This window comes from Streptomyces bambusae, assembly GCF_020532645.1.
Lineage (GTDB): Bacteria > Actinomycetota > Actinomycetes > Streptomycetales > Streptomycetaceae > Streptomyces > Streptomyces bambusae.
Window position 1 is genome coordinate 118,981 of record NZ_JAJAUZ010000014.1, and the last position, 20,287, is coordinate 139,267.

At 74.6% G+C, this 20,287-nt stretch carries 17 protein-coding genes; 2 read left to right on the plus strand and 15 right to left on the minus strand.

Going from position 1 to position 20,287, the window contains the following annotated elements; all coding sequences use genetic code 11:
* Positions 1 to 43: 43 nt before the first annotated feature.
* The 7 genes from LG634_RS12820 to LG634_RS12850 form a co-directional block, all read right to left on the minus strand.
* The gene (locus tag LG634_RS12820; protein ID WP_226733912.1) at positions 44 to 1,801 is read right to left on the minus strand and encodes an acyl-CoA dehydrogenase family protein; all 1,758 of its coding nucleotides are present in this window, start codon (positions 1,799 to 1,801) and stop codon (positions 44 to 46) included.
* A 283-nt stretch (positions 1,802 to 2,084) separates the two neighbouring features.
* A complete protein-coding gene (locus LG634_RS12825; protein WP_226733885.1) occupies positions 2,085 to 4,280 on the minus strand; it encodes a condensation domain-containing protein in 2,196 nt (731 codons plus the stop codon).
* Positions 4,281 to 4,452: 172 nt separating this feature from the next.
* Positions 4,453 to 5,418: an aromatase/cyclase gene (locus LG634_RS12830; RefSeq protein ID WP_226733886.1), complete on the minus strand. Its 966-nt coding sequence runs from the start codon at positions 5,416 to 5,418 to the stop codon at positions 4,453 to 4,455.
* Positions 5,419 to 5,521: 103 nt separating this feature from the next.
* Entirely contained in the window at positions 5,522 to 6,475 is a 954-nt protein-coding gene (locus LG634_RS12835) for an aromatase/cyclase (RefSeq protein ID WP_226733887.1), read from the minus strand.
* Complete coding sequence (locus tag LG634_RS12840) at positions 6,475 to 7,290, minus strand: SDR family NAD(P)-dependent oxidoreductase (protein ID WP_226733888.1); 816 nt, start codon at positions 7,288 to 7,290, stop codon at positions 6,475 to 6,477. The genes LG634_RS12835 and LG634_RS12840 overlap by 1 nt, the downstream gene beginning before the upstream one ends.
* On the minus strand, positions 7,287 to 9,056 hold the full coding sequence (locus tag LG634_RS12845; protein WP_226733889.1) for an FAD-dependent oxidoreductase: 1,770 nt from the start codon (positions 9,054 to 9,056) through the stop codon (positions 7,287 to 7,289). The genes LG634_RS12840 and LG634_RS12845 overlap by 4 nt, the downstream gene beginning before the upstream one ends.
* Before the next feature lie 122 nt (positions 9,057 to 9,178).
* Positions 9,179 to 10,771: a class I adenylate-forming enzyme family protein gene (locus tag LG634_RS12850; protein WP_226733890.1), complete on the minus strand. Its 1,593-nt coding sequence runs from the start codon at positions 10,769 to 10,771 to the stop codon at positions 9,179 to 9,181.
* 142 nt (positions 10,772 to 10,913) lie between these two features.
* Between LG634_RS12850 and LG634_RS12855 the strand changes: the two genes are divergently transcribed.
* Positions 10,914 to 11,378 (plus strand): nuclear transport factor 2 family protein, encoded by a 465-nt coding sequence (locus tag LG634_RS12855; RefSeq protein ID WP_226733891.1) that lies wholly within the window; start codon positions 10,914 to 10,916, stop codon positions 11,376 to 11,378.
* Between the two features lie 41 nt (positions 11,379 to 11,419).
* Here LG634_RS12855 and LG634_RS12860 read toward each other — a convergent pair whose 3' ends face one another.
* The 8 genes from LG634_RS12860 to LG634_RS12895 all read right to left on the minus strand — a co-directional run bounded on the left by LG634_RS12860 (position 11,420) and on the right by LG634_RS12895 (position 19,124).
* Positions 11,420 to 12,682, minus strand: a complete 1,263-nt coding sequence (locus LG634_RS12860) for an FAD-dependent monooxygenase (RefSeq protein ID WP_226733892.1) — start codon at positions 12,680 to 12,682, stop codon at positions 11,420 to 11,422.
* 2 nt (positions 12,683 to 12,684) lie between these two features.
* Entirely contained in the window at positions 12,685 to 12,948 is a 264-nt protein-coding gene (locus tag LG634_RS12865) for an acyl carrier protein (protein ID WP_226733893.1), read from the minus strand.
* A gap of 67 nt (positions 12,949 to 13,015) precedes the next feature.
* Positions 13,016 to 14,275, minus strand: coding sequence for a ketosynthase chain-length factor (locus LG634_RS12870; protein WP_226733894.1), 1,260 nt, complete (start codon positions 14,273 to 14,275; stop codon positions 13,016 to 13,018).
* Positions 14,272 to 15,537 carry a beta-ketoacyl-[acyl-carrier-protein] synthase family protein gene (locus LG634_RS12875; protein WP_226733895.1) on the minus strand — a complete coding sequence of 422 codons (1,266 nt, stop codon included), beginning with the start codon at positions 15,535 to 15,537 and terminating at the stop codon, positions 14,272 to 14,274. Before LG634_RS12875 ends, LG634_RS12870 begins: the two co-directional genes overlap by 4 nt.
* Positions 15,534 to 16,307: a thioesterase II family protein gene (locus LG634_RS12880; RefSeq protein ID WP_226733896.1), complete on the minus strand. Its 774-nt coding sequence runs from the start codon at positions 16,305 to 16,307 to the stop codon at positions 15,534 to 15,536. The genes LG634_RS12875 and LG634_RS12880 overlap by 4 nt, the downstream gene beginning before the upstream one ends.
* A gap of 370 nt (positions 16,308 to 16,677) precedes the next feature.
* On the minus strand, positions 16,678 to 17,463 hold the full coding sequence (locus LG634_RS12885; protein ID WP_226733897.1) for an ABC transporter permease: 786 nt from the start codon (positions 17,461 to 17,463) through the stop codon (positions 16,678 to 16,680).
* The gene (locus LG634_RS12890; protein ID WP_226733898.1) at positions 17,460 to 18,425 is read right to left on the minus strand and encodes an ATP-binding cassette domain-containing protein; all 966 of its coding nucleotides are present in this window, start codon (positions 18,423 to 18,425) and stop codon (positions 17,460 to 17,462) included. Before LG634_RS12890 ends, LG634_RS12885 begins: the two co-directional genes overlap by 4 nt.
* Positions 18,426 to 18,452: 27 nt before the next feature.
* Positions 18,453 to 19,124, minus strand: a complete 672-nt coding sequence (locus LG634_RS12895) for a DUF4097 family beta strand repeat-containing protein (protein ID WP_226733899.1) — start codon at positions 19,122 to 19,124, stop codon at positions 18,453 to 18,455.
* 251 nt (positions 19,125 to 19,375) lie between these two features.
* Here LG634_RS12895 and LG634_RS12900 point away from each other — a divergent pair, with 251 nt between their 5' ends.
* A complete protein-coding gene (locus LG634_RS12900; RefSeq protein ID WP_226733900.1) occupies positions 19,376 to 20,104 on the plus strand; it encodes a GbsR/MarR family transcriptional regulator in 729 nt (242 codons plus the stop codon).
* Positions 20,105 to 20,287: the final 183 nt, after the last annotated feature.

Consider the following 20,287-nt stretch of genomic DNA (forward strand, 5'->3'; position numbering starts at 1 on the left):
CAGCGCACCGCCGAGCAGGGCGCCCGGCCGGTCCGCGGCCGGTTCACTGCGCGAGCTCCGTCGCGTCCAGGTCGCAGCTGCGGCCCGAGCGGTAGCGGCGCATCAGCTCCTCCAGCACCTGCTCCATGCAGCCGTCCGGCAGGTCCGGCACCGGGATCCCGAGCCGGCCGCCGAGCCGGGCCAGCGCGAGCACCGCCCAGGCCGGGGCGGCCAGGAACGGGTCGCTGCCGTCCTGCCCCTCCCAGGTGCCGAGGACCGAGGCGGCCGCCAGGACCAGCGCGTACCGGTCGCTGAGCACGCACAGCGCCGGGTCCATGAGGGAGGCCGCGCTGCCGTGTGCGGGGATCGCCCGGCAGCGCTCGCGCAGGGCGCGCAGCTCGCCGACGAACCCCTCCGCGAGGTCCGCGAGGAACGCCAGCTGGCCGCCGACCCCGCGCACCTCGGCCAGCCGGGCCGCCGACTCCACGAGCGACGCGGCGAGGAAGTCGCCGCCGTCCGCGATGCCCAGCAGCCGGTAGTCGAGGACCGGCAGCGAAGCGCCGGTGCGGAACAGCTCGGCCGGCGGCTCCTCCTCGCGGAACCACGCGCGTTCCGCGAGGGTCCGCAGCTGGGGCACGATCACGGCCTGGCAGGACGCCGTGCCGGCGTGTCCGAGACCGGCCACCGGCAGGTCGCGGGAGAGCTTGTCGAGGGCCCCGTACTCGGGTGTGCCGCGCTGGTAGCCGCGCGAGCCGAGCACCGTCGCCAGCTCCTCCAGGTCCTCCCGCAGCAGGTCCGGCACCACGTACTTCACGGCAGCCGCGAGGACGTGCGTACGGTCCGGCAGCAGGCTGAGGGCGCGCAGCGCGACCGTGGCCATGCTGTCGCACGCCAGCATGTCGGCGAACACCCCGGCGAGCGGCTTGTGCCAGCGGCGGGCCAGCGGCCGGCTGCGGCCGGTGGTGGCCGCGCGCACCGCCGAGTGCAGCACCGTGTCCACCGCGGCGACGGCCGTCGAGGCGATGACGCAGCGGTTCACCTGGTACGTGCGCAGCGCGAGCGCCACGCCCTCGCCGGGCCGGCCGACGAGCGCACTGCCGGGCACCGCGCAGTCCGTGAACTCCAGGCCGGAGAACAGGTTGCCGCGCATGCCGGTGGTCGGGACCCGCGGCAGGTGGCCGATGCCGGCGGTCTCGGCCGGGTCCACGAGCAGCACCGAGTGGCTGTACGGGGTACGGGCCGGGTCGGTGCGCGCGTACACGACGTACGCCTGGGCCCGGGCGGCGTTGATGATGACGTCCTTGCGGCCGTTGAGCTCGTAGCCGCCGCCGGGTGCGGCGCCGGCCGTGAACTCGTCGCGCAGGATGTCGTTCGCGTGCGCCATCTCGTGGTGCACGATCGAGGCGCGGCCGCCGCCGAGCATCATGTCGGCGGTGAACCGGCGCTGTGCGGGGGTGCCGGCCGCCCACACCGCGGAGGTCGCGAACAGCGAGGTGATCCCGTAGCCGAAGCCGAGGGCGAGGTCGCGGCGGAACACCGGGCGCAGCACCTTCGCCAGGTGGTCGGCGCGGGTCAGCCGGCCGCCGAACTCGGCCGGCACGAACTCGGCGCTCAGCCCGAACTCGGTGAGCAGCTGCTCGGTGGCCTCCGGCGGGTGCCGCTGCTCGTCGGCGGCGAACAGGGCGCCGAGCCCGTGCGGGTTGGCGGGGTCGTAGGGGTCGCCGAGCTGTGCCTCCAGCCGGGCGGCACGGCGCAGCGGCGCGAGCGGCTCGGCGGTGCCGGCCTCTCTGGCGGACGTGTCGTGGATTTCGGTGGTGACCATGGTCACGGGCTCAGCTCCTTCGTCGCTGGACTCGCCGTTGCTGGTGGTCCGGGGCTGGTCCGTCCTTTGTTCAAGGGGACTCCAGGGTCACGAAGTTCACTCGACACCGGCTCGAGGCCGCCTGTAGTCGTGCCGGATCCTCGACGGTGCGGGGCCTCCGCCCCCGTTCCCCCTGCGCCTCAAACGCCGGCGGGGCTGGGAGGTGCGTGGCGGGGCTGGAAGGTGCGCGGCGGGGGGTGGGCGCAGCGCGGTTTCGGGGGCTCCGCCCCCGGACCCCCGCGCCTCAAACGCCGGCGGGGCTGGAAGGTGCCCTGCGGGGGGCTGCGGTGAGGGTGCGGGAGAGGGCTCGGGTCGACGCGGGGCGGCCGTCGGCCGTGCCGGCGATCGCGACGAGCGGCGGGACCCAGCCGTGCGCGGCGATCCGCTGCGCCACCTCGTACGCGACGCTGCCGCCCCCGGAGAAGCAGCCCAGCAGCAGCGGCTCACCGGCTTCGAGCAGCGGGCGGGCCGCGGCCAGGCAGGCCGCGGCATCGGCCGGGGAGACGACCGTGGCGACCGCCTCGGGACCCCGGTACACCTCGGCGAGCGCGTCGTAACAGCCCTCGGGCACGCCGGGCGGCGGCACGAGCAGCACCGTCCCGGCCCCCGCCCGCGCGGCCGGCCGCAGCGTGCGCAGCCCCTCCTCCTCCGGCGCGGCCGGGAACGGCCCGTCGTCGTCCGCGTACACGTCGTCGTCCGCGGACACGTCCGCGTCCGCGGCCGACGGCCACACGGCCGGCGGCAGCGTCTGCAGGACCTCCGAGACGCGGGTGGTGTTGTCGACGAGGACCGGGAAGTCGCGCAGCAGCTGGGCTGTGCGGACGAGGGCGGCGGACGCCTCCGGGTCCGTGATGCGGGCCCGGTCGTTGACGGCGGTCAGCAGCAGGGCGCCCTCCGCGTCGTGGTGCGCGCTGATGACGATCGGCTGCGGCGTGTACGGCCCCACCGCCTGCGGCAGGTCCACGCGGACGCCCTCCGCGCCGAGTTCGCTCCACAGCGGGTCCCGGCCGTCCGGCACCGGCGCCGGGGCGTCGAACGACACCAGCGAGTCCGTGAGCTCCGCGGACTCGGCCCGGCCGCTCCACCGGCGGACCTGGCCCGCCGACACCCACTCGTACGCGGCCGCGCCCAGCGACCGGTCCCGCAGGTCGCCCAGCAGGCGCTCCACCGGGGCCGCGGGGTCGACGACGACGTGCAGCGGAAGCGCGTTGCGCAGCGGTGCCGGGATCCCGGCCGCGCCCTCCATCGCGATGCCGCGGCCGGAGACGGTCGTGCCGAACGCCACGGACGCCGGCGCCGGCCCGTTGCCCCCGGCCCGGTACAGCAGCAGCGACCAGGCCGCGTGCAGGGCGGTGCTCTCGGTGGCGCCGAGCCCGGCGGCCCAGTGCCGCAGCCGGACGGCCTCGTGCGGGGTCAGCCGTTTGCGGGCCAGCCCGTGGCCGCGGCGGGCCGTGCCGCGACCGGCGGCGGGGGCGGGCAGCGTACGGGCGCCGGCCGGCGGTGCGGCGACGGCCCAGAACGCGCGCGGCGCGGTCAGGTCCCGGCCGGCCACCCAGCGCAGGTGGTCGCGCAGGTCGGGACGGCGTTCGCCGCCGGTGGCCCGGCCGGCCAGGTACGCCCGGTAGAACGCGCGCAGCAGCAGCCGCACGCTCCAGCCGTCGAGCATGGCGTGGTGGTACGTCAGCAGCACGCGGGTCGGGCCGGCGGGGCCGGGTTGCTCGTCGAGCAGCGCGATGCGCAGCAGGCCGGGCCGGTGCAGGTCGAAGGCGCGCAGCCGCTCGCCGACCAGAAGCGAGTGCCACTCGGCGGAACCGTGCGGATGCCGGACGACCTGCGGCGAGGCCTGGCGGTGTACGGCCACCTGCGGCGCGGTGCCGGCCGCCGTCGCGGCGTCGGCGTCGGCGCCGGAGCGGGCGCGGTCGGCGAACGCGGCCCGCAGCACGGGCTCCTGTGCGAACACGGCCTCCCAGGCCGCCTCGAAGCGTTCGGTGTCCAGCGGCCCGTACCAACGCCAGTGCAGCTGCTCCACGTGCAGCCCGTCCCCGGGACGGCCGGTCAGCACGTCGAGCAGCACCTCGCGCTGCCGGGGGCTCGCGGGCAGGCCGGGAGCGGCCGCGGCGGCCGCGGCGGCCTGAGCGGCGCCGGGCGCGGGCGCCGCTTCCGCGGCCTCGGCCACCGGGGCGGCCGGCGCCGCGCCGCGGGCGGAGGCCGGCGGCTGCGGGCACGGGGCCGGGGCCGTCAGGAGGTCGGCGACCAGGCCCGCCGCGTGGTCGAGCGGGAGATGGAGGGTGTGGTGGTTCGCCGTGTGGCGGCGGAGGGTGGGCGTGCCCGGCGGCAGGGCGGCGAGGGCCGCCGCCAGGGAGTCCTCGTCGAGCGGTCCGCGCAGGTCGAGCGCCGGAGCAGAACCGGGTGCGATGACCACGGTCATGGCTGCGCTCATCCGCTCCTCCTCGTCTCGGCGTCACGCCGGGGTGGCGTCACACTTCAAAGGGGACGAGTATCGGACCGGCGCCCACGGAACGCTGACACGGCTCTGACACGGCGCCGGAGCCCCGCCGGAGGACCCGTCGGGCAGCCCGCCCGGACGGCCCGGCGGATCCGCCGGCGACGGCCTACGCGGCCAGGGTCCGGATCGCCGTCTCCGCGTACCGCTTGGCCAGACCGAGGGTGGCCGTGCTGTTGCGGCCCAGGGCCTCGCGGACGTGGCGGCGGGCCGTGGTCAGGTCGGCGCCGGGACCCAGGATGCGTTCGACGGCCTCCTCGCGCAGGAGGACGGTGTGCTGGGAGACGGCGGTGACGCCCGTCTCGTCGGGGATCAGGGACCACTCGCCGGTGTGGGCGGCCATCAGCGCCGGCGTGGCGGTCTGCTTGTAGACGATCCGGCCGGCGGCCGGGAAGCAGACCCGGACCGACTCCGTGGTGTGCACGGCACCGTCCGCCGTCAGGGAGTCCATCGCCAGCAGCTGGACGCCCGGCGCGGTCTCGACGACGTCGGCGCGGACCACGTGCGGCACCCGGTCCTGCCAGTCCCCGACGTCGTACAGGAACTGGTACACCAGGTCGGCCGGCCCGTTCACGCGCACCGAGTCCTCGAAGGACAGCAGCAGCCCGTCGAACCGCGGCCAGCGTTCCGCGGCCGCCTTCAGCGCGTCCAGCCCGGCCCGGCCCTCGGCCTCGGCGGCCTGCCGGACCCGTGCGGCGTCCGCGGCCCGGCCGCCGGCCACCGTGAACTCCTGGAACAGCGCCAGCCGGGACCGCCCGGCGCCCAGCGGCTCCACGATCCAGCTGCCGGCCAGCTCCGCGACCGGCGCTGCGGGGCCTTCCTGCCGGAAGTCGACCCGCAGCCCCGGTGCGTCGAGAGTCCGGTTCGAGAACCAGGACCGGACACCGCCGCCGTCCGCCCGGACCCACGTGTGGAACCGGTCCCGGCGGCCGTCGAAGTCGAGCCTCTCGACGTGGACGCTCGTCGGGAGCAGGAGCGGCCACTTCGTCGTGTCCGCGATCAGCGCGTAGACCACGCCGGCGGGCGCGTTCACCTCCACGGCACAGGACGTCCGGTGCACCTGCTGGACCGACATCGCCACCCTCCCTCACCTTTTGCTACAGAGTCTGTCCGCAACCGCCCGAGTCCCGCTCGAGACGGCCTGGAGCCGCGGGCCGCAGGCACGGCCCGGAGCCTCGTCAGCGCGCGAGCGCCGACTCCGCGTGCTCCTTGGCGTACGTCATCGTCGCCGTGCTGTTGCGGCCCAGCGCCTCGCGCACGTACCGGCGGGCCGCCGCGAGGTCCGCGTCGGGGCCCAGCACCCTCGCCACCGCCTCCTCGCGCAGCACCACGCTGTGCTTCGAGGTGACGGTCGAGCCGTACGCGCCGCCCTTCACGGTCCACACGCCGGTGTGCGCCGACATCAGCGCCGGGGTGCGCGTCTGCTTGTAGACGATGCGGCCGGCCGCCGGGAAGCACACCCGCACCGACTCCGTCGTGTGCGCGGAGCCGTCCGCGGTGAGCGTGTCCATCGCCATCACCTGGACGCCGGGCAGCTCCTCCGTGAGGTCCAGCCGCGCCACGTGCGGCAGCAGCTCCGGCCACTGGTCCGCCCGCTCCAGGAACTCGTAGACCAGCTCCGGCGGGGCGTCCACGTGCACGGTGTCCTCGAAGGACATCACCAGGTCGTCGAGCCGGCCCCACTGCTCGCCCAGCGCCGCCAGGTTGCCCAGCTCGGACCTGCTGTTGGTGTCGGTGGCGCGCTCCACCCACGCGACGTCCTCGGCGCGGTCGTCCGCGACGGAGAAGTCGTGCAGCAGCACCAGCTTCGACCGGTCCGCGGCCAGCGGCTCGACGATCCAGGTGCCGGTCATCGACGACAGCGGGGCCGCCGGGATCTCCTGCCGGAACTCGATGCGCCGCGCCGACGCGTCCAGCACCCGGCGCGAGGTCCACGACTTGATGCGGCCGTTGGCCGTCGCCCACATCCGCAGCCGCTCCTGCTCGCCGTCGAACGACAGCCGCTCGACGTGCACGTTCGGCGGGAAGTACAGCGGCCACTGGACGGCGTCCGCCAGCATGCCGTAGACGACGCCCGCGGGGGCGGCCACCTCGGTCTCGTGCACGGTACGGTGCACCCGCTCGGCCGCCATCAGAAGTTCCCCAGTCCGCCGCAGACGTTCAGCGCCTGCGCGGTCACGGACGCGGCGAGGTCCGTCGTCAGGTAGCCGACCATGGCCGCCACCTCCTCGGGAGTCGCGTACCGCCCCAGCGGGATCTTCGCCTCGAACTGCTCCTGCACGGCGTCGGTCGTGGTGTTCCACGCCGCCGCGTAGCCGGCCCGCACGCGCTGCGCCATCGGCGTCTCCACGTACCCCGGGCACACCGCGTTGACGGTGACGCCGGTCGGCGCCAGCTCCTTGCCGAGGGCCTTGGTGAACCCGACGACGGCGTGCTTCGACGCCGAGTACGGGGCGCCCAGCAGGACGCCCTGCTTGCCCGCCGTGGACGCGATGTTGATGATGCGGCCGCCCGGCGCGCCGGCCAGGCCGCCGTTCTTCAGCACCTCCCGCGTCAGCAGGAACACGCTGTTCAGATTGGTGTCGATGACGTCGTACCAGACCTCGTCGCTGAGGTCGGCGGTCGGACCGCCGCCGCTCCGGCCGGCGTTGTTGACCAGCACCGACACCGGGCCGAACGCGGCCACCGCGGCCGCCACCAGGGCCTGCACGTCCTCCTTCGAGCGGACGTCGGCGGCGGTGCCGTCGACGTCCAGGCCCTCGGCGCGCAGCTCCTCGACGGTCGCCTTCACGGCCTCCGCGGTCCGCGCGCACAGGAACACCCGGTACCCGCGCCCGGCGAGGTCTCGGACGACCGCCAGACCGATGCCGCTGGTGCCGCCCGTGACCAGGGCCACCGGCTTCGCCGCGCCCTCCGGCCGTTCCTGCTGTGCTGTCCGTGCTGTCATCGGTGCCCCTCCAGAACCCGTGCTGAGGCCTCCACCGTGTCGCGGAGCTCTGGAGACGCACTGGAAGGCCGGTCGAGGACCCGTACCGGAGCAGTGCCCTCCCGGACCGCCGCCACCGCCTCCCGGATCACGTCCGGCAGCACCGCGCCGGGACCCAGCGGCGCCAGCGCCTTCGCCAGCGCGTCGCGGGTCAGCTCCGCGCCGCCGGAGGCCACGTAGCCGTCGGGACGGATCAGCAGCCAGCCGCCCGGGGCCAGCCCCAGCGACGCGGTGAGCAGCCCCTCGGGGTCGGCCAGCGGGCCGGGTCCGGTGCCGCCGCCCGTGTGCACCGTGCGCACCGACAGCCAGGCCCCGTGCACGGCCGCCGCGGCCGCCGCGACCCGGCCCGCCGCGTCCGGGCCGCCCGCCGCCCACACCAGGGACCAGCGGGGATCGCGGAGTTCGGCGCGCAGCGCCTCGGCGCCCGGGTCGTCCGGATGCCGGGCGGCGGCCGCCGCGGCCCGGGTGCCCGCGGGCACCGGGATCAGCGGGTCCGCGGTGGTCAGCGAGCTCTCCGGGTACGACAGCAGCAGCCCGGACATGCCGCCGAGCACCTTCCGCTGGATCTTCCGGCGCAGCGGCCCGACGTTCCGTACGAACGTGAACGCGACGGGCAGCCCGACGCCGGCCATCGCCGCCTTGAACTGCACCAGGAACGTGGCCTTCCGCACCGAGCCCAGCAGCTTCTTCCCGATCGGGACGCGCTCCTCGCCGTAGGTGGCGAGCAGCTCCGGACCGGCCTGCCCGTGCGCGGCCATCGCGAGCTTCCAGCCGAGGTTGTACGCCTCCTGGATGCCGGTGTTCATGCCCTGGCCGGAGGCCGGGCTGTGCACGTGCGCGGCGTCGCCCGCGACGAAGCAGCGGCCGTCGTGCATGCGCGGCACCATCCGCTGCTGGAAGGTGAACACGGACGTCCAGTCGGGCTCGCCGACCTCCACCGGGCGGCCCAGTCCGGTGCTGAGCTTCTCCGAGAACCGCCGCGCCGCCTCGGCCGGCGTCTCGTCACGGCCGGCGGGCGCGGTGTCCAGCAGCCGCCAGTAGCCCTCCCGCTGGTACGGCACCATCATCATGGCCTGACTGCCGGTGTGCGCCCAGTAGATGGTGTCCGGCGGCAGGTCGAGGGAGACGGCCGCGTCGGCCAGTGCCCAGGTCTCGCTGGACTCGCCGAGCAGCGGCAGCCCGAGCTGCTTGCGGACCGTGCTGTGGCCGCCGTCGCAGCCGACCAGCCAGGGCACCTCGTACTCCTCGGTGGTGCCGTCGGCGTGCTCCAGCCGGGTCCGGACGGTGTCCCGGTCCTGCTCCAGCGAGGTCAGCCGGACACCCCACTCGACACTCACGCCGAGCCGGGCCACCGCATCCCGGAGCACCTCCTCGGTCTCCGTCTGGCCGACGATCACGGTGAACGGGTACCGGGTGGGCATCGAGCGGTAGTCCGCCTCCAGCCGCACCAGCCGGCGGCCCCGCGCGAACATCGTGAACGCCTGGTTCCGGCGGCCCCGGGCGAGCACCCCGTCCACCACGCCCATCTGGTCGAACGTCTCCAGCGTCCGCGGGTGCACGGCCACTGCACGACTGGTGGGGGCCGGTCCGGCGGCGCCGTCGACGAGACGGACGGCGAGGCCGCGGCGGGCCAGTTCGTGGGCGGCGGTCAGGCCCACGGGGCCCGCCCCGACCACGAGCACCCGGGGGGATCCGGCCGGGCGGGATGCGGGGGCGTTCGTCGCCACTGTGGTCGCTCCTTCGGTGGTACGGCGGTACGGGATGCGCAGGGCACTCGGGCCCTGCGGTACGGACGGGCGGGACGGACGGGGCACGCCGGACGGGCGCCCGGACCTGCGGGGGCCGGGTGTCACGCCGCCGCCTCCGCGGCAGCCCGGCCGCGCAGGGTCTGCCGCAGCGCGCGCCGCTCCGGCTTGCCGACGTGGTTGCGCGGCACCGCGTCGATGACCTCCACGCGGCGGATCTGCTCGAACCAGCTCAGGCTCGCGTTGGCGCGCTCCACGACCGCGTCGACGGTGTCGAGGAGGCCGGGGGCGTCCGGGTCGCGCAGCACGATCCCCGCCCACACCACCTCGCCGTGCACCGGGTCGGGCCAGCCCGCCACGATGCACTCGGCGACGTGCGGATCGGTCCCGACGACCCGCTCGACGGCGGTCGGCGAGACGAGTTCGTTGTCGTACTTGAAGACGTCGCCGAGCCGGTCCACCAGGAACAGCTCGCGGTCCTCGTTGAGGTAGCCGACGTCGCCGGTCGCGAACCAGCCGTCCGCGTCGACCGGCGAGGGCACGCTCTCGTCGAGGTAGCCGGCCATCACCTGCGGCCCGCGGACCTGCACCTCGCCCGTCGAGTACACGTCGAGCGGGACGCCGGTGCCCAGCCGCACGATCCGGCACTCGGTGCCCGGCACGGCCCGGCCCACCGAGCCCGACTTCGGGCGGTGCCGGTCCTGGCAGTGCGACAGCGGCGACAGCTCCGCCAGCCCGTAGCCCTGGATCACCGGCACGCCCAGCGCGGCGCGCAGCGCCTGCGCCGCCGTCGGCGACAGCGCGGTGCCGCCGGACAGCACGGCCGTCAGCCGCCGGCCGGCCGGGAACTCGCCGGTGAGCCGCTCGTCCCGGGCCAGCACGTGCAGCCGGGCCGGCAGCCCGTAGTAGTGGGTGGCCTCCTCGCGGGCTGCGACGGCCACCGAGGCGACGGGGTCCGGGTCGGTGCACAGCACCTGGCAGGCGCCCGCGAACACACCCGAGTTGAGGTGCATCGTGTGGTAGAGCGGCAGGTGGTTGACGGTCACCGAGTCGCTGCCGAGGTCGTGCGCGGCGGCGGTCTGCGCGGCGTTCGCCACCAGGTTGCGGTGGGTCAGCCGGACGGCCTTGGGACGGCCCGTGGTGCCGGTCGTGAACTGGATGCACGCATCGCCGTCGAGGTCCACCGGCCCGGGCAGGGACGACCGCTCCGGCGCCGACTCCAGCGCCACCGCCAGCGGCACGGCGTCACCGGGGACGATCCCGTCGGGCGCGTCCGTCACCACCACCGAACGCAGGTCCGGCAGCCGGTCGCCCAGCTTGATCAGCAGCTCGGCGGTGGCCGTCGGGACGAACGCCACCTCCACCGCCGCCGTCCGCAGCACATGGAACAGCCCCGCCTCCTTGATCAGCGGGTTGACCAGCACGATCGTGTTCCCGCTGCGCACGGTGCCGTAGTAGGCGGCCGCGAACGCCGGGTCGAGGACGTTCGCCACGCCGATCCGCGCGCCGCGCCGGCCGCAGGTCTGCTCCAGGTACGAGGCGATCCGGTCGGCCTGGCCGTCGAGTTCGGCGAACGTCACGGTGCTCTTGGTGCCGGCCCGGTTCACCGTCCGGACGGCCCGGCCCGCCGGGTCGCGGACGGCCGCCCGGCGCAGCAGGCCGTCCAGCGGGAGTTCCGGATACACGAGTCTCGGCATGGTGCTCTCCTCCTGGCTCCCGAAGGGGCGGCCGCGGCTGCGGCGGAACCCCAGCCTCGGCAGGTGCGCTTGAGGAGTCCTCGAAGGGTGCTCGATCTCCACCGCAGAAGCTGGGGCCAAACCGAGGGAACGGAGTCCCGCCATGACCGCGACGTACGCCGCCGAGGCGATCCCCCAGCCGCGCCACGGGCGCGAGTTCGGCCTGCTGTACGCGGAGGTGCAGCAGTTCTACTCCCGCCAGATGCAGCTCTTCGACTCGTTCCGGGCCGACGACTGGGCGGCCACGTTCACCGAGTCCGCCGTCTTCGACGTGCCGACGCTGCCCGCGCCGGTCGTCGGCCGCCCCGGCCTCGCCGCCAACGTCCGGCGCAACAGGGAACTGCACGCCGCCGGCGGCGAGCAGATGCGGCACTGGCTGGGCATGCTCGACATCGTGGAACTGCCGGACGGCTCCCTGAGCACCCGCAGCTACGCCATCGTGTACCTGACGCCGCGCGGCGGCGAACCCAGGGTGTTCCGGGTCTGCGTCATGGAGGACATCGTCCAGCGCACCCCCGACGGCTGGCAGGTCTCCTACCGCCTCGTCACCCGCGACGACCTCGCCTGAGGGCCGGGTGCGGGCCCCGCCCGCGTGCACCGGGGCCTCGCTCAGTGGCGCCGGCCCCGGTGCGCGGGCAGCACGGTGAACAGGTCGGTGCGGACCCCGGCCGGGTCGTGCCCGTGGGCGATCCGCCGGGTCAGCCGGGCGCCGAACGGGGTGCGGACCGCCAGCCCCGTGGCGCGCGCCCGCAGCAGCGCGCCGGCGGGCCGCGGACCGTCGCCGAACACCGCGCGCACCTGCACGGCCTGCATCCGGTGCACGGCCGACGCCACCGGCGCCCGCCGCTCCTGGTACGCCGCCAGGCGCTGCGCCGTCGGCTCCTGCGCGTGCAGCGCCGCCACCAGTACGGGGTGCAGCACGGCCGCGTCCTGCAACGCCAGCCCGATGCCCTGGGCGCCCACCGGGCCGTGCGCGTGCGCGCTCTCGCCCAGCAGCACCAGCCCGTCGCGCACCCACTCCCGGGCGTGCGCGGCCGACCCGTCGAGCACGACCGGCGCGTCCCCGGGACCCAGCTGCGCGTACAGCAGATCGGCGAACTCCGGCAGCATCCCGGCCAGCTCCCGCCGCAGCCGGCGCAGCCCGCCGGCCGCCGCGGCCGTCCGGCCCTGCGGCAGCGTCCACGCCAGCCGGACCCGGTCCGGATGGCTGTCGTGGACCAGCACCACGCCCTCCGGACCGCGGTGCACCCGCACCCGCCCGGCGGCCCGCCGCGGCGCCCGCAACGACAGCCACAGCACCTCGTGCGGGAAGCACCCGCAGCGCCCCGCGTCGATGCCGGCGAGCGCCCGGGTCCGGGAGAACCGGCCGTCGGCGCCGACCACCACCGAGGCCCGCACCGTCACCGGCACCCGGCCGGGCCCGTGCAGCACGGCGCCCCGGCAGGGGCTGCCGGGGCGCTTCTCCACGAGCGCGGCGATCCGGTGCCCGTCGAGTGCGACGAACCCCGGCAGACTCCGGCAGGCCGCCAGGAGCTCCTTGAGCACATGGGCCTGCGGGAGGGCGAGCAGATGGTCGTACGGGGCGGGCAGCCGACCGTAGTCGAGGTCGAGCAGCACCTGCCCGCGCTCCAGGACCTGCACGCCCCGCAGGCTCGCCGCCCCGCGGGCCGCCGCCGCGGTGAGGACGCCGAGGTCGTCCAGGACCCGCTGCCCGCCGGGCTGCAGCAGCTCCCCGTGGAACTCCCGGCGGAACCCGGGAGACCGCTCGACGAGCGCCACCCGGAACCCGGACCGCAGCATCATCAGCGACAGGGCGAGCCCGGCCGGTCCGGCGCCGACGACACAGACGTCGGTGTCGAGCTCCTCCGCCACGCTCAGGCCGCGGTCCGGGCTGCCAGCAGCTCGTTGACCATCGCGAGGTAGCGGCGCGGGGTGTCCGCGTCGTCGAGGGCCTCCTCGTCGAGCATCACGTCGAAGTCGCGCTCGATGAGGCCCGTGGTCTGCAGGATGGCCAGCGAGTCGTAGCCCAGCTCGAACCAGTTCAGGTCGAGGACGTCGCCGTCGAGGTCGATGCCCTCGTCCTCGCCCGCGCACTCGCGGAGAATGCGCTTCAGGTCGTCGAGTGTCAGCCGGTCCATGGTCTCCCTCTGTTCTGCGTGGATCCGTGTGTGGGGTGGGTGGGGATGTACGGGACGTACGGGTGGGTCAGGCGTCCGCGCCGCGGACGACGACGGCCGAGTTGAAACCGCCGTGGCCGCGGGCCAGCACCAGCGCGGTCCGCAGCGGCCGGTCACCGGCCGGCCGGGCCGCCCCGGTCACCAGGTCCAGCGGGCAGTCCGCGGCCGGCGCCGACGTGCCCGTGGTCGGCGGCACCACCTGGTCGCGCAGCGCCAGCAGCGCCGCCGCCACGTCCAGCGACGCACCGCCGGCGGCGAGCCGCCCGGTCATCGACTTGGGCGCGGTCACGGGCACCCCGTGCGGGCCGAACAGTGCGGCGATCGCCGCCGCCTCCGTCCGGTCCGCGCCGCGCTCGCCCGCCGCGTCGGCGAACACCACGTCGACCTCGTCGGGCCGCACCCCCGCATCGGCGAGCGCCAGCTCGGCGGCCGCCCCCAGCCGGGACGTGCCGTCCGCGTCGAACGTGGCCGCGTGCCCGGCCAGCCGGCCGTACACCCGGGCGCCGCGCCGCCGCGCCTCCTCGGCGCTCTCCAGCACCAGCAGTGCACCGCCCTCGCCGGCCACGTGACCGCTCGCGTCCTCGTCGAACGGCAGATAGGCGCGCGCCGGGTCGTCCCGCTCGGTCAGCCCGCCGCCGGCCAGGTAAGCCGCCCAGCCCCACGGGCACAGCGCCGAGTCCAGACCGCCGGTGACCACCAGGCGGGCGCCCTTGCGCAGCTGCCGGCGGGCGTGCGCCATCGCGTCGAGACCGCCCGCCTGCTCGGAGACGATCACGCCGGAGGCGCCGCGCAGCCCGTGCCGGATGGAGATCTGGCCGCTGTTGACCGCGTAGAACCAGGCGAACGACTGGTACGCCGAGACGTGCTGGCCGCCCTTGCTCCACAGCGCCTGGAGCTCCTGCTGACCGAAGTCGAAACCGCCGAACGAGTTGGCCGTCACCACGCCCGCGGCGTAGTCCGGCAGCTGCGCCGGGTCGGCCCCGGCGTCGTCCAGCGCCTCCTTGGCCGCCGCCAGCGACAGCCGGGTCACCCGGTCCGTCTGCGGCAGCAGCCGGCTGGACACGTGCTCGGCGTCGACGAACCCGGGCACCTCGCCGGCGAGCTTCGCCGGGTAGCCGCTCGCGTCGAACCGGCCGACCGGCCGGATGCCCGACTCGCCGCGCAGCACGGCGGTCCACCAGGCAGCGGTGCCCAGCCCGTTGGGCGCGGCCACCCCGATCCCGGTGACGACGGGGTCCGCGGTACGGGAGACCGCCGGGGCGTCCGCGACGGCGACAGCGGTGTTCATCGGTCCGCCTTCAGGTTCGGGTCGTTGAGGATCATCGCGCTCTGGAAGCCGCCGAAGCCGCTGCCGACCGTCAGCACGGCGTCGGTGCGCTGCCGGCGGGCGGTCAGCGGGGTGTAGTCCAGGTCGCAGGCCGGGTCCGGCTCGTGCAGGTTCGCCGTCGGCGGCACCGTGTCGTACTCGATCGCGAGCGCGCAGGCGGCCACCTCCAAGGCGCCGATCGCGCCCAGCGAGTGCCCGATCATCGACTTGATCGAGCTGACCGGGATCTCGTACGCCCGCTGCCCCAGGGCCCGCTTGAACGCCTCGGTCTCGTGCTTGTCGTTCTGCTTGGTCCCGGAGCCGTGCGCGTTGACGTAGTCGACGTGCTCGGGCAGCAGCTGCGCCTCGTCGAGGGCGGCCGTGATGGCCTCGGCCATCTCCGCGCCGTCGGGCCGCAGACCGGTCATGTGGTACGCGTTGCTGCGCGAGGCGAAGCCGGAGATCTCGGCGTACACGTGCGCGCCGCGGCGGCGGGCGTGCTCGTACTCCTCGATGACGAGGACGGCCGAACCCTCGCCGAGGACGAACCCGTTGCGGGTCTTGTCGAAGGGCCGGGACGCGGTCGCCGGGTCCTCGTTGCGGGTCGAGGTGGCGCGGATCGAGTCGAAGCTGGCCACGGTGATCCCCGTGATGGGGGCCTCGGCCGCACCGGTCACCATCACGTCGGCGCTGCCCTCGCGGACCAGCTCCACGGCGTGCCCGATCGCGTCGAGCCCGGACGTGCAGCCGGTCGACACCAGGGCGACGGGCCCCGCGGCACCGACGGTACGGGCCACTTCGGCCGCCATCGAGCTGGGCACGAAGTAGTCGTACAGCTCGGGTACGGCCCTGGTGTGGTCGACGAGCGTGCGGGTGCCCTGCTCGCTGACCGCCCCGTACTCGGCGTCGAGGCGGGTGGTGCAGCCGAGGGCGCTGCCGAGGGTGACCCCGGTGCGGGTGGCGTCGTTCGTGCCGGCCAGCCCGCTGTCGGCGACCGCTTCGCGGGCGCTGACCACGGCGAACTGGGCGGCCCGGTCGAGGCGCTGCGCCTGCTCGGCGGTGAGCCCGGACTCCAGCGGGTCGAAGTCCGCCTCGGCGGCGATCTTCGATCGGAAGCCGGTGGCGTCGAAGAGGGTGATGGGGCCGGTGGCCGTGCGGCCGTCGGTCAGCAGCGACCAGAACTCCTTGGTGCCCGGGCGGCCCGGGGCCACGACCCCGATGCCCGTGATGACGACTCGTCTCATCGCCCTGTCCCCTGCCTTGTCTGGTCGTGGCGGCGGCCGCGCTGCACGATGCGGGCGGCCCGGCCGAGCATCCGGGGCAGTTCGGCGCCCCGGACGAAGTAGTGGTCGCCGGGTACGTGGCGCAGGGCGAACGGGCCGGTGGTCCAGCGCTGCCAGGCGGCGGCGGCTTCGGCGGAGACCAGCGGGTCCTGCCGGCCGGCCACCGCGAGCACCGGCACCGGGACGGGGCCCGGGGCGCCGGGTGCGGTGGCGGCGGCCCGCAGGTTGCGGGCGAGCCGCAGGTCGGCGCGGAGCACCGGGAAGACGGAGCGGAACCAGACGTCGCCGGGCCGCACCTTCGGCGGCAGCGCGTCGTACCGGCCGAGCACGGCGAGGAGTTCGTCCTCCGGCAGCTCGGCGCAGTCGGCGAACACGGCCGGGGCGTCCGGCGGCGGGCTGGCGCCGACGGCCAGCAGCGCGGGCAGCGGCAGGCCCCACTCGCGGGCGGTCTGGGTGACCGTGAGGGCGATCGTCGCGCCGAGGCTGTGCCCGTAGAGGACGTACGGGGTGTCGGGGTCCTCCGCGATCTGCTCGAACAGCGGCTTGAGGTCGCCGAGGAGTTCGTCGCGGCCGGTCAGCCGGGTTTCGCGGCGGCGGTCGTCGCGGCCGGGCAGCAGCCAGGGGGTCGTGCGGACGCCGTCGCCGGCGGTCTTGTCCCACCGGTAGAACGAGGACACGCCTGCTCCTGCATGTGCGAAGCAGTGCAGCCGTACGGTCTGCCTGTCGCCCATCGCCACCTCCCACGCCTGCCGGCCACGTACGCCCCGACCCTCACCGATGCGGCTGGAGCGCCGCTCGAACGGAGCTGCACGGAGGCTCCGCCCCAGCCCCGGCGCCTCAATCGCCGGCGGGGCTCAAAGACCCGGGGCTCCGCCCCGCACCCCGCGCCTCAATCGCCGGCGGGGCTTCATTTCGCCCCGCCGTATCCGGCCCTGCGGGCGGCCGAAGGCAGGGCAGGGGCACATTTCAGCCCGTCCGGCGTTTGAGGACCGGGGTCCGGGGCGGAGCCCCGGAAAAGGCCGAGGGCGGCGTACACCGGCGGGGGTTCCGGCGTGCGCCGCCCTCGGGGCGGGTGGGGGGCTGGGCCCCGTTCACTCGGGACTACTTGGGCTCGCGCTTGAAGGAGGCCGTGGACCAGCGGTAGCCGAGGAAGGCCAGGGCCAGGGACCAGGCGACGGCGAGCCAGCCGTTGTGGCCGATCTCGGTGCCGAGCAGCAGGCCCCGGAGGGTCTCGATCGCGGGGGTGAAGGGCTGGTACTCGGCGATCGGCTGGAACCATCCCGGCATCGAGTCGATCGGCGTGAACGCGCTGGAGATCAGCGGCAGCAGGATCAGCGGCATCGCCGAGTTGCTGGCTGCCTCCGCGTTCGGGCTCACCATGCCCATGCCGACCGCGATCCAGGTCAGGGCCAGCGCGTAGAGGGCGATCAGGCCGAAGGCCGCGAGCCACTCCAGCACGGACGCGTCGGTCGAGCGGAATCCGATGGCCACCCCGACCGCACCGACCAGCACCACGCTGGCGATGGACTGGATGACGCTGCCGATCACGTGCCCGATCAGCACCGAGCTCCGGTGGATCGCCATCGTGCGGAACCGGGCGATGATGCCCTCGGACATGTCCGTCGACACGGAGACCGCGGCGCCGACGACCGTGCTGCCGATGGTCATCAGCAGGATGCCCGGCACGATGTACGCGATGTAGTCGGAGCGGTCGCCGCCGCCGATCCCGCCGCTCATCGCGTCGCCGAAGATGTAGACGAACAGCAGGAGCAGCATCACCGGCGTCATCAGCAGGTTCAGCGTGAGGGACGGGTAGCGCCGGGCGTGCAGCAGGTTCCGGCGGAGCATCGTGGAGGAGTCGCGCAGGGCGAGGGAGAGGGAGCTCATCGGACGGCCTCCTTGGGCTCGTTGTTCTGGCCGGGCACGGTGGTGGCGCCGGTGAGGGCGAAGAAGACGTCGTCGAGGTCGGGGGTGTGGACGGTCAGTTCGTCCGCCTCGATGCCGGCGGCGTCCAGCCGGTCGAGGATCGTGCGCAGGTCGCGCTGGCTGCCGTCGCTGGGCAGCTGCAGGGACAGCGCCTCGTCGTCCTGCGCGGCACCGGCCAGGGCGGCGGCGGCCGAGCGGTAGGCGGCGGGGTCGGAGAAGCGGAGCCGGACGTGTCCGCCGGGGATCAGCCGCTTCAGCTCTTCGGCGGTGCCCTCCGCGGCGATCCTGCCGTTGTTGAGGACGGCGATCCGGTCGGCGAGCTCGTCGGCCTCCTCCAGGTACTGCGTGGTGAGGAAGACGGTGACACCGCCGGTGACCAGCTCGCGGATGATCTGCCACATGTTGTGGCGGGAGCGCGGGTCGAGGCCCGTGGTCGGCTCGTCGAGGAAGATGATCCGCGGGTCGCCCACCAGCGTCATGGCGATGTCCAGGCGGCGCTTCATGCCGCCGGAGTAGCTGGCGGCCGGCTTCTTCGAGGCCTCCACCAGGTCGAAGCGCTCCAGGAGTTCGGCGGTGACCCGGCGGCCCTCCGCCTTGGAGAGGTGGTGCAGGTCGCACATCAGGAGCATGTTCTCCTCGCCGGTGATCAGACCGTCGACGGCCGAGAACTGGCCGGTGACGCCGATCGCGGCGCGGACCGCCTGGGGGTCGGCGGCGAGGTCGTGCCCGCCGACGTGGACCTGGCCGGCGTCGGCGGAGATCAGGGTCGAGAGGATCTTGACGGCGGTGGTCTTGCCGGCACCGTTCGGACCGAGCAGGGAGAAGATCGTTCCCTGCGGGACGTTCAGGTCGACACCGTCGAGCACGACCTTGTCGCCGTACGACTTGCGCAGCCCGTTCGCCGCGATGGCCAGGTTGGTCATGAGGAGCGCTCCTTCGAGGTGTGCGGGTCAGTTGCTGCGGGCGGTGATGTCGCCGTACGAGGTGGTGGCGCGGATGTTCAGGGCGGCGGCGGGGCCGTCGGTGTTGTTGAGGGAGTTGTTGACGCGGCCGTAGCTGGTGCCGGCGTCGAGGGTGGCGGAGGTGCCGCGGCCGGCGCCGACGGTGATGTCGCCCTTCTGGGTGCTGAGGACGACGTCGCCCTGGACGGCCTCGGAGATCTGGATGCTGCCGCGCTGGGTGGTGATCTCGGCCGGGCCGCCGAGGCGTCCGATGGTGATGTCGCCGTCGAGGACGGCGAGGCGGGCGCCGGCGGCCTCGTCGAGCTTGACCGGGCCCTGGGAGCCCTCGTAGGCGACGTCGCCGAGGCGCCCGACGCCGCGGAAGTCGCCCGCGGCGGCCTTGGCCTCCACGCGGGAGCCGGCGGGCAGCTGGACGGTGATCTCGACGGTGCCGGAGCTGCCGAGGAACTTGTTCTGGGCGGGGCCGGCCTCGATGCGCAGGACGCCGTCGGCGTAGGCGACGGTGACGTCCTTGACGGCCTTGAGGTCGGCGTTCTTGGCGGGGTTGGCCGGGAGGACCTCGACGGTGGTGTCGGAGCGGTCGGCGGCGATGAAGCGGATGTGGGCGGAGGGGATGTCGAGGACGGCGGAGACGGGGGCGGGGGTGTCGAACTTCTGCATGGTCTTCTCCTGTGTTCGGGGCGCTTGCCGATTCCGGCCCGCGCTCTTTCTGATGATGGAAACGCTACGTTGCTTTCCAAGGTCTGACAACACTGGCGTTGCGCCAAAAGTGCATCTATGCAGGTCAAAGCCTTTAATTCATTGCAACAGTCTCAGAGCTAACGCAACACACCTGTGCGGTTGCGTTGCAATGGACTGGAGGTGAACGCTATAGTGGGGGCATTGCAGGACACGAACGAGCGGAGAACCCGATGCCGGGAGGCAGACTCACCCAGCAGGAACGCCAGCAGATCGCGCTGGGACTGGCCGACGGCCTGGCCTACGCGGAGATCGCCCGGCGCCTCGACCGTCCGACCTCGACGATCACCCGCGAGGTCATGCGCAACGGCGGCCCCACCGCGTACCGGGCCGACCTCGCACACCGCGCCACCGAACACCGCGCGCACCGCCGCAAGCCGGCCGCGCCGCGGGACCCGCAGGCCTCCCCGCAGGCGCACGGGCGCGACGCCGATGCGGTGCTCGCGTACGAGGAGACGTTCACGACCGCGCTCATGCAGTCCGGCATGCCGAAGATGATGGCGCGGGTGATGGTCTGCCTCTACACGACCGATGCGGGCAGCCTGACCGCCGCCGAGCTCGTCAAGCGGCTGCAGGTGAGCCCGGCGTCCATCTCCAAGGCCATCGCCTTCCTCGACGGGCAGGGACTGGTGCGGCGGGAGCGGGACGAGCGGCGGCGCGAGCGGTACGTCGTCGACGACGACGTCTGGTACCAGGCGATGATGGCCAGCGCGCGGGCCAACGAGCAGTTGATCGCCACGGCGCGGGAGGGAGTGGGCGTGCTGGGACACGGCACGCCGGCGGGGGCGCGGCTGGAGAACATCGCGCGCTTCCTGGACTTCGTCTCGGAGAGCATGACGCGGGCTGCGGAGCAGGCGCGCGAGGTCCTCTACACGAAGCCGGAGGCAACGGCCGGGGAGTGAGGCAGACCCGGCTCCGCCGGGCACCGGGGCTCCGTCCCGGGCCCCGCGCCGCAACCGCCGGCGGGGCCGGAACCGCCCCCGGTGGAGCCGGGAGTCCGTCACGGGGCGCCCGTCAGCGCGGCGAAGAGGTCGTCGAGCTCGTTGGTGTGGACCGTGACGGACTCGGACGTGACCGAGGCCGCG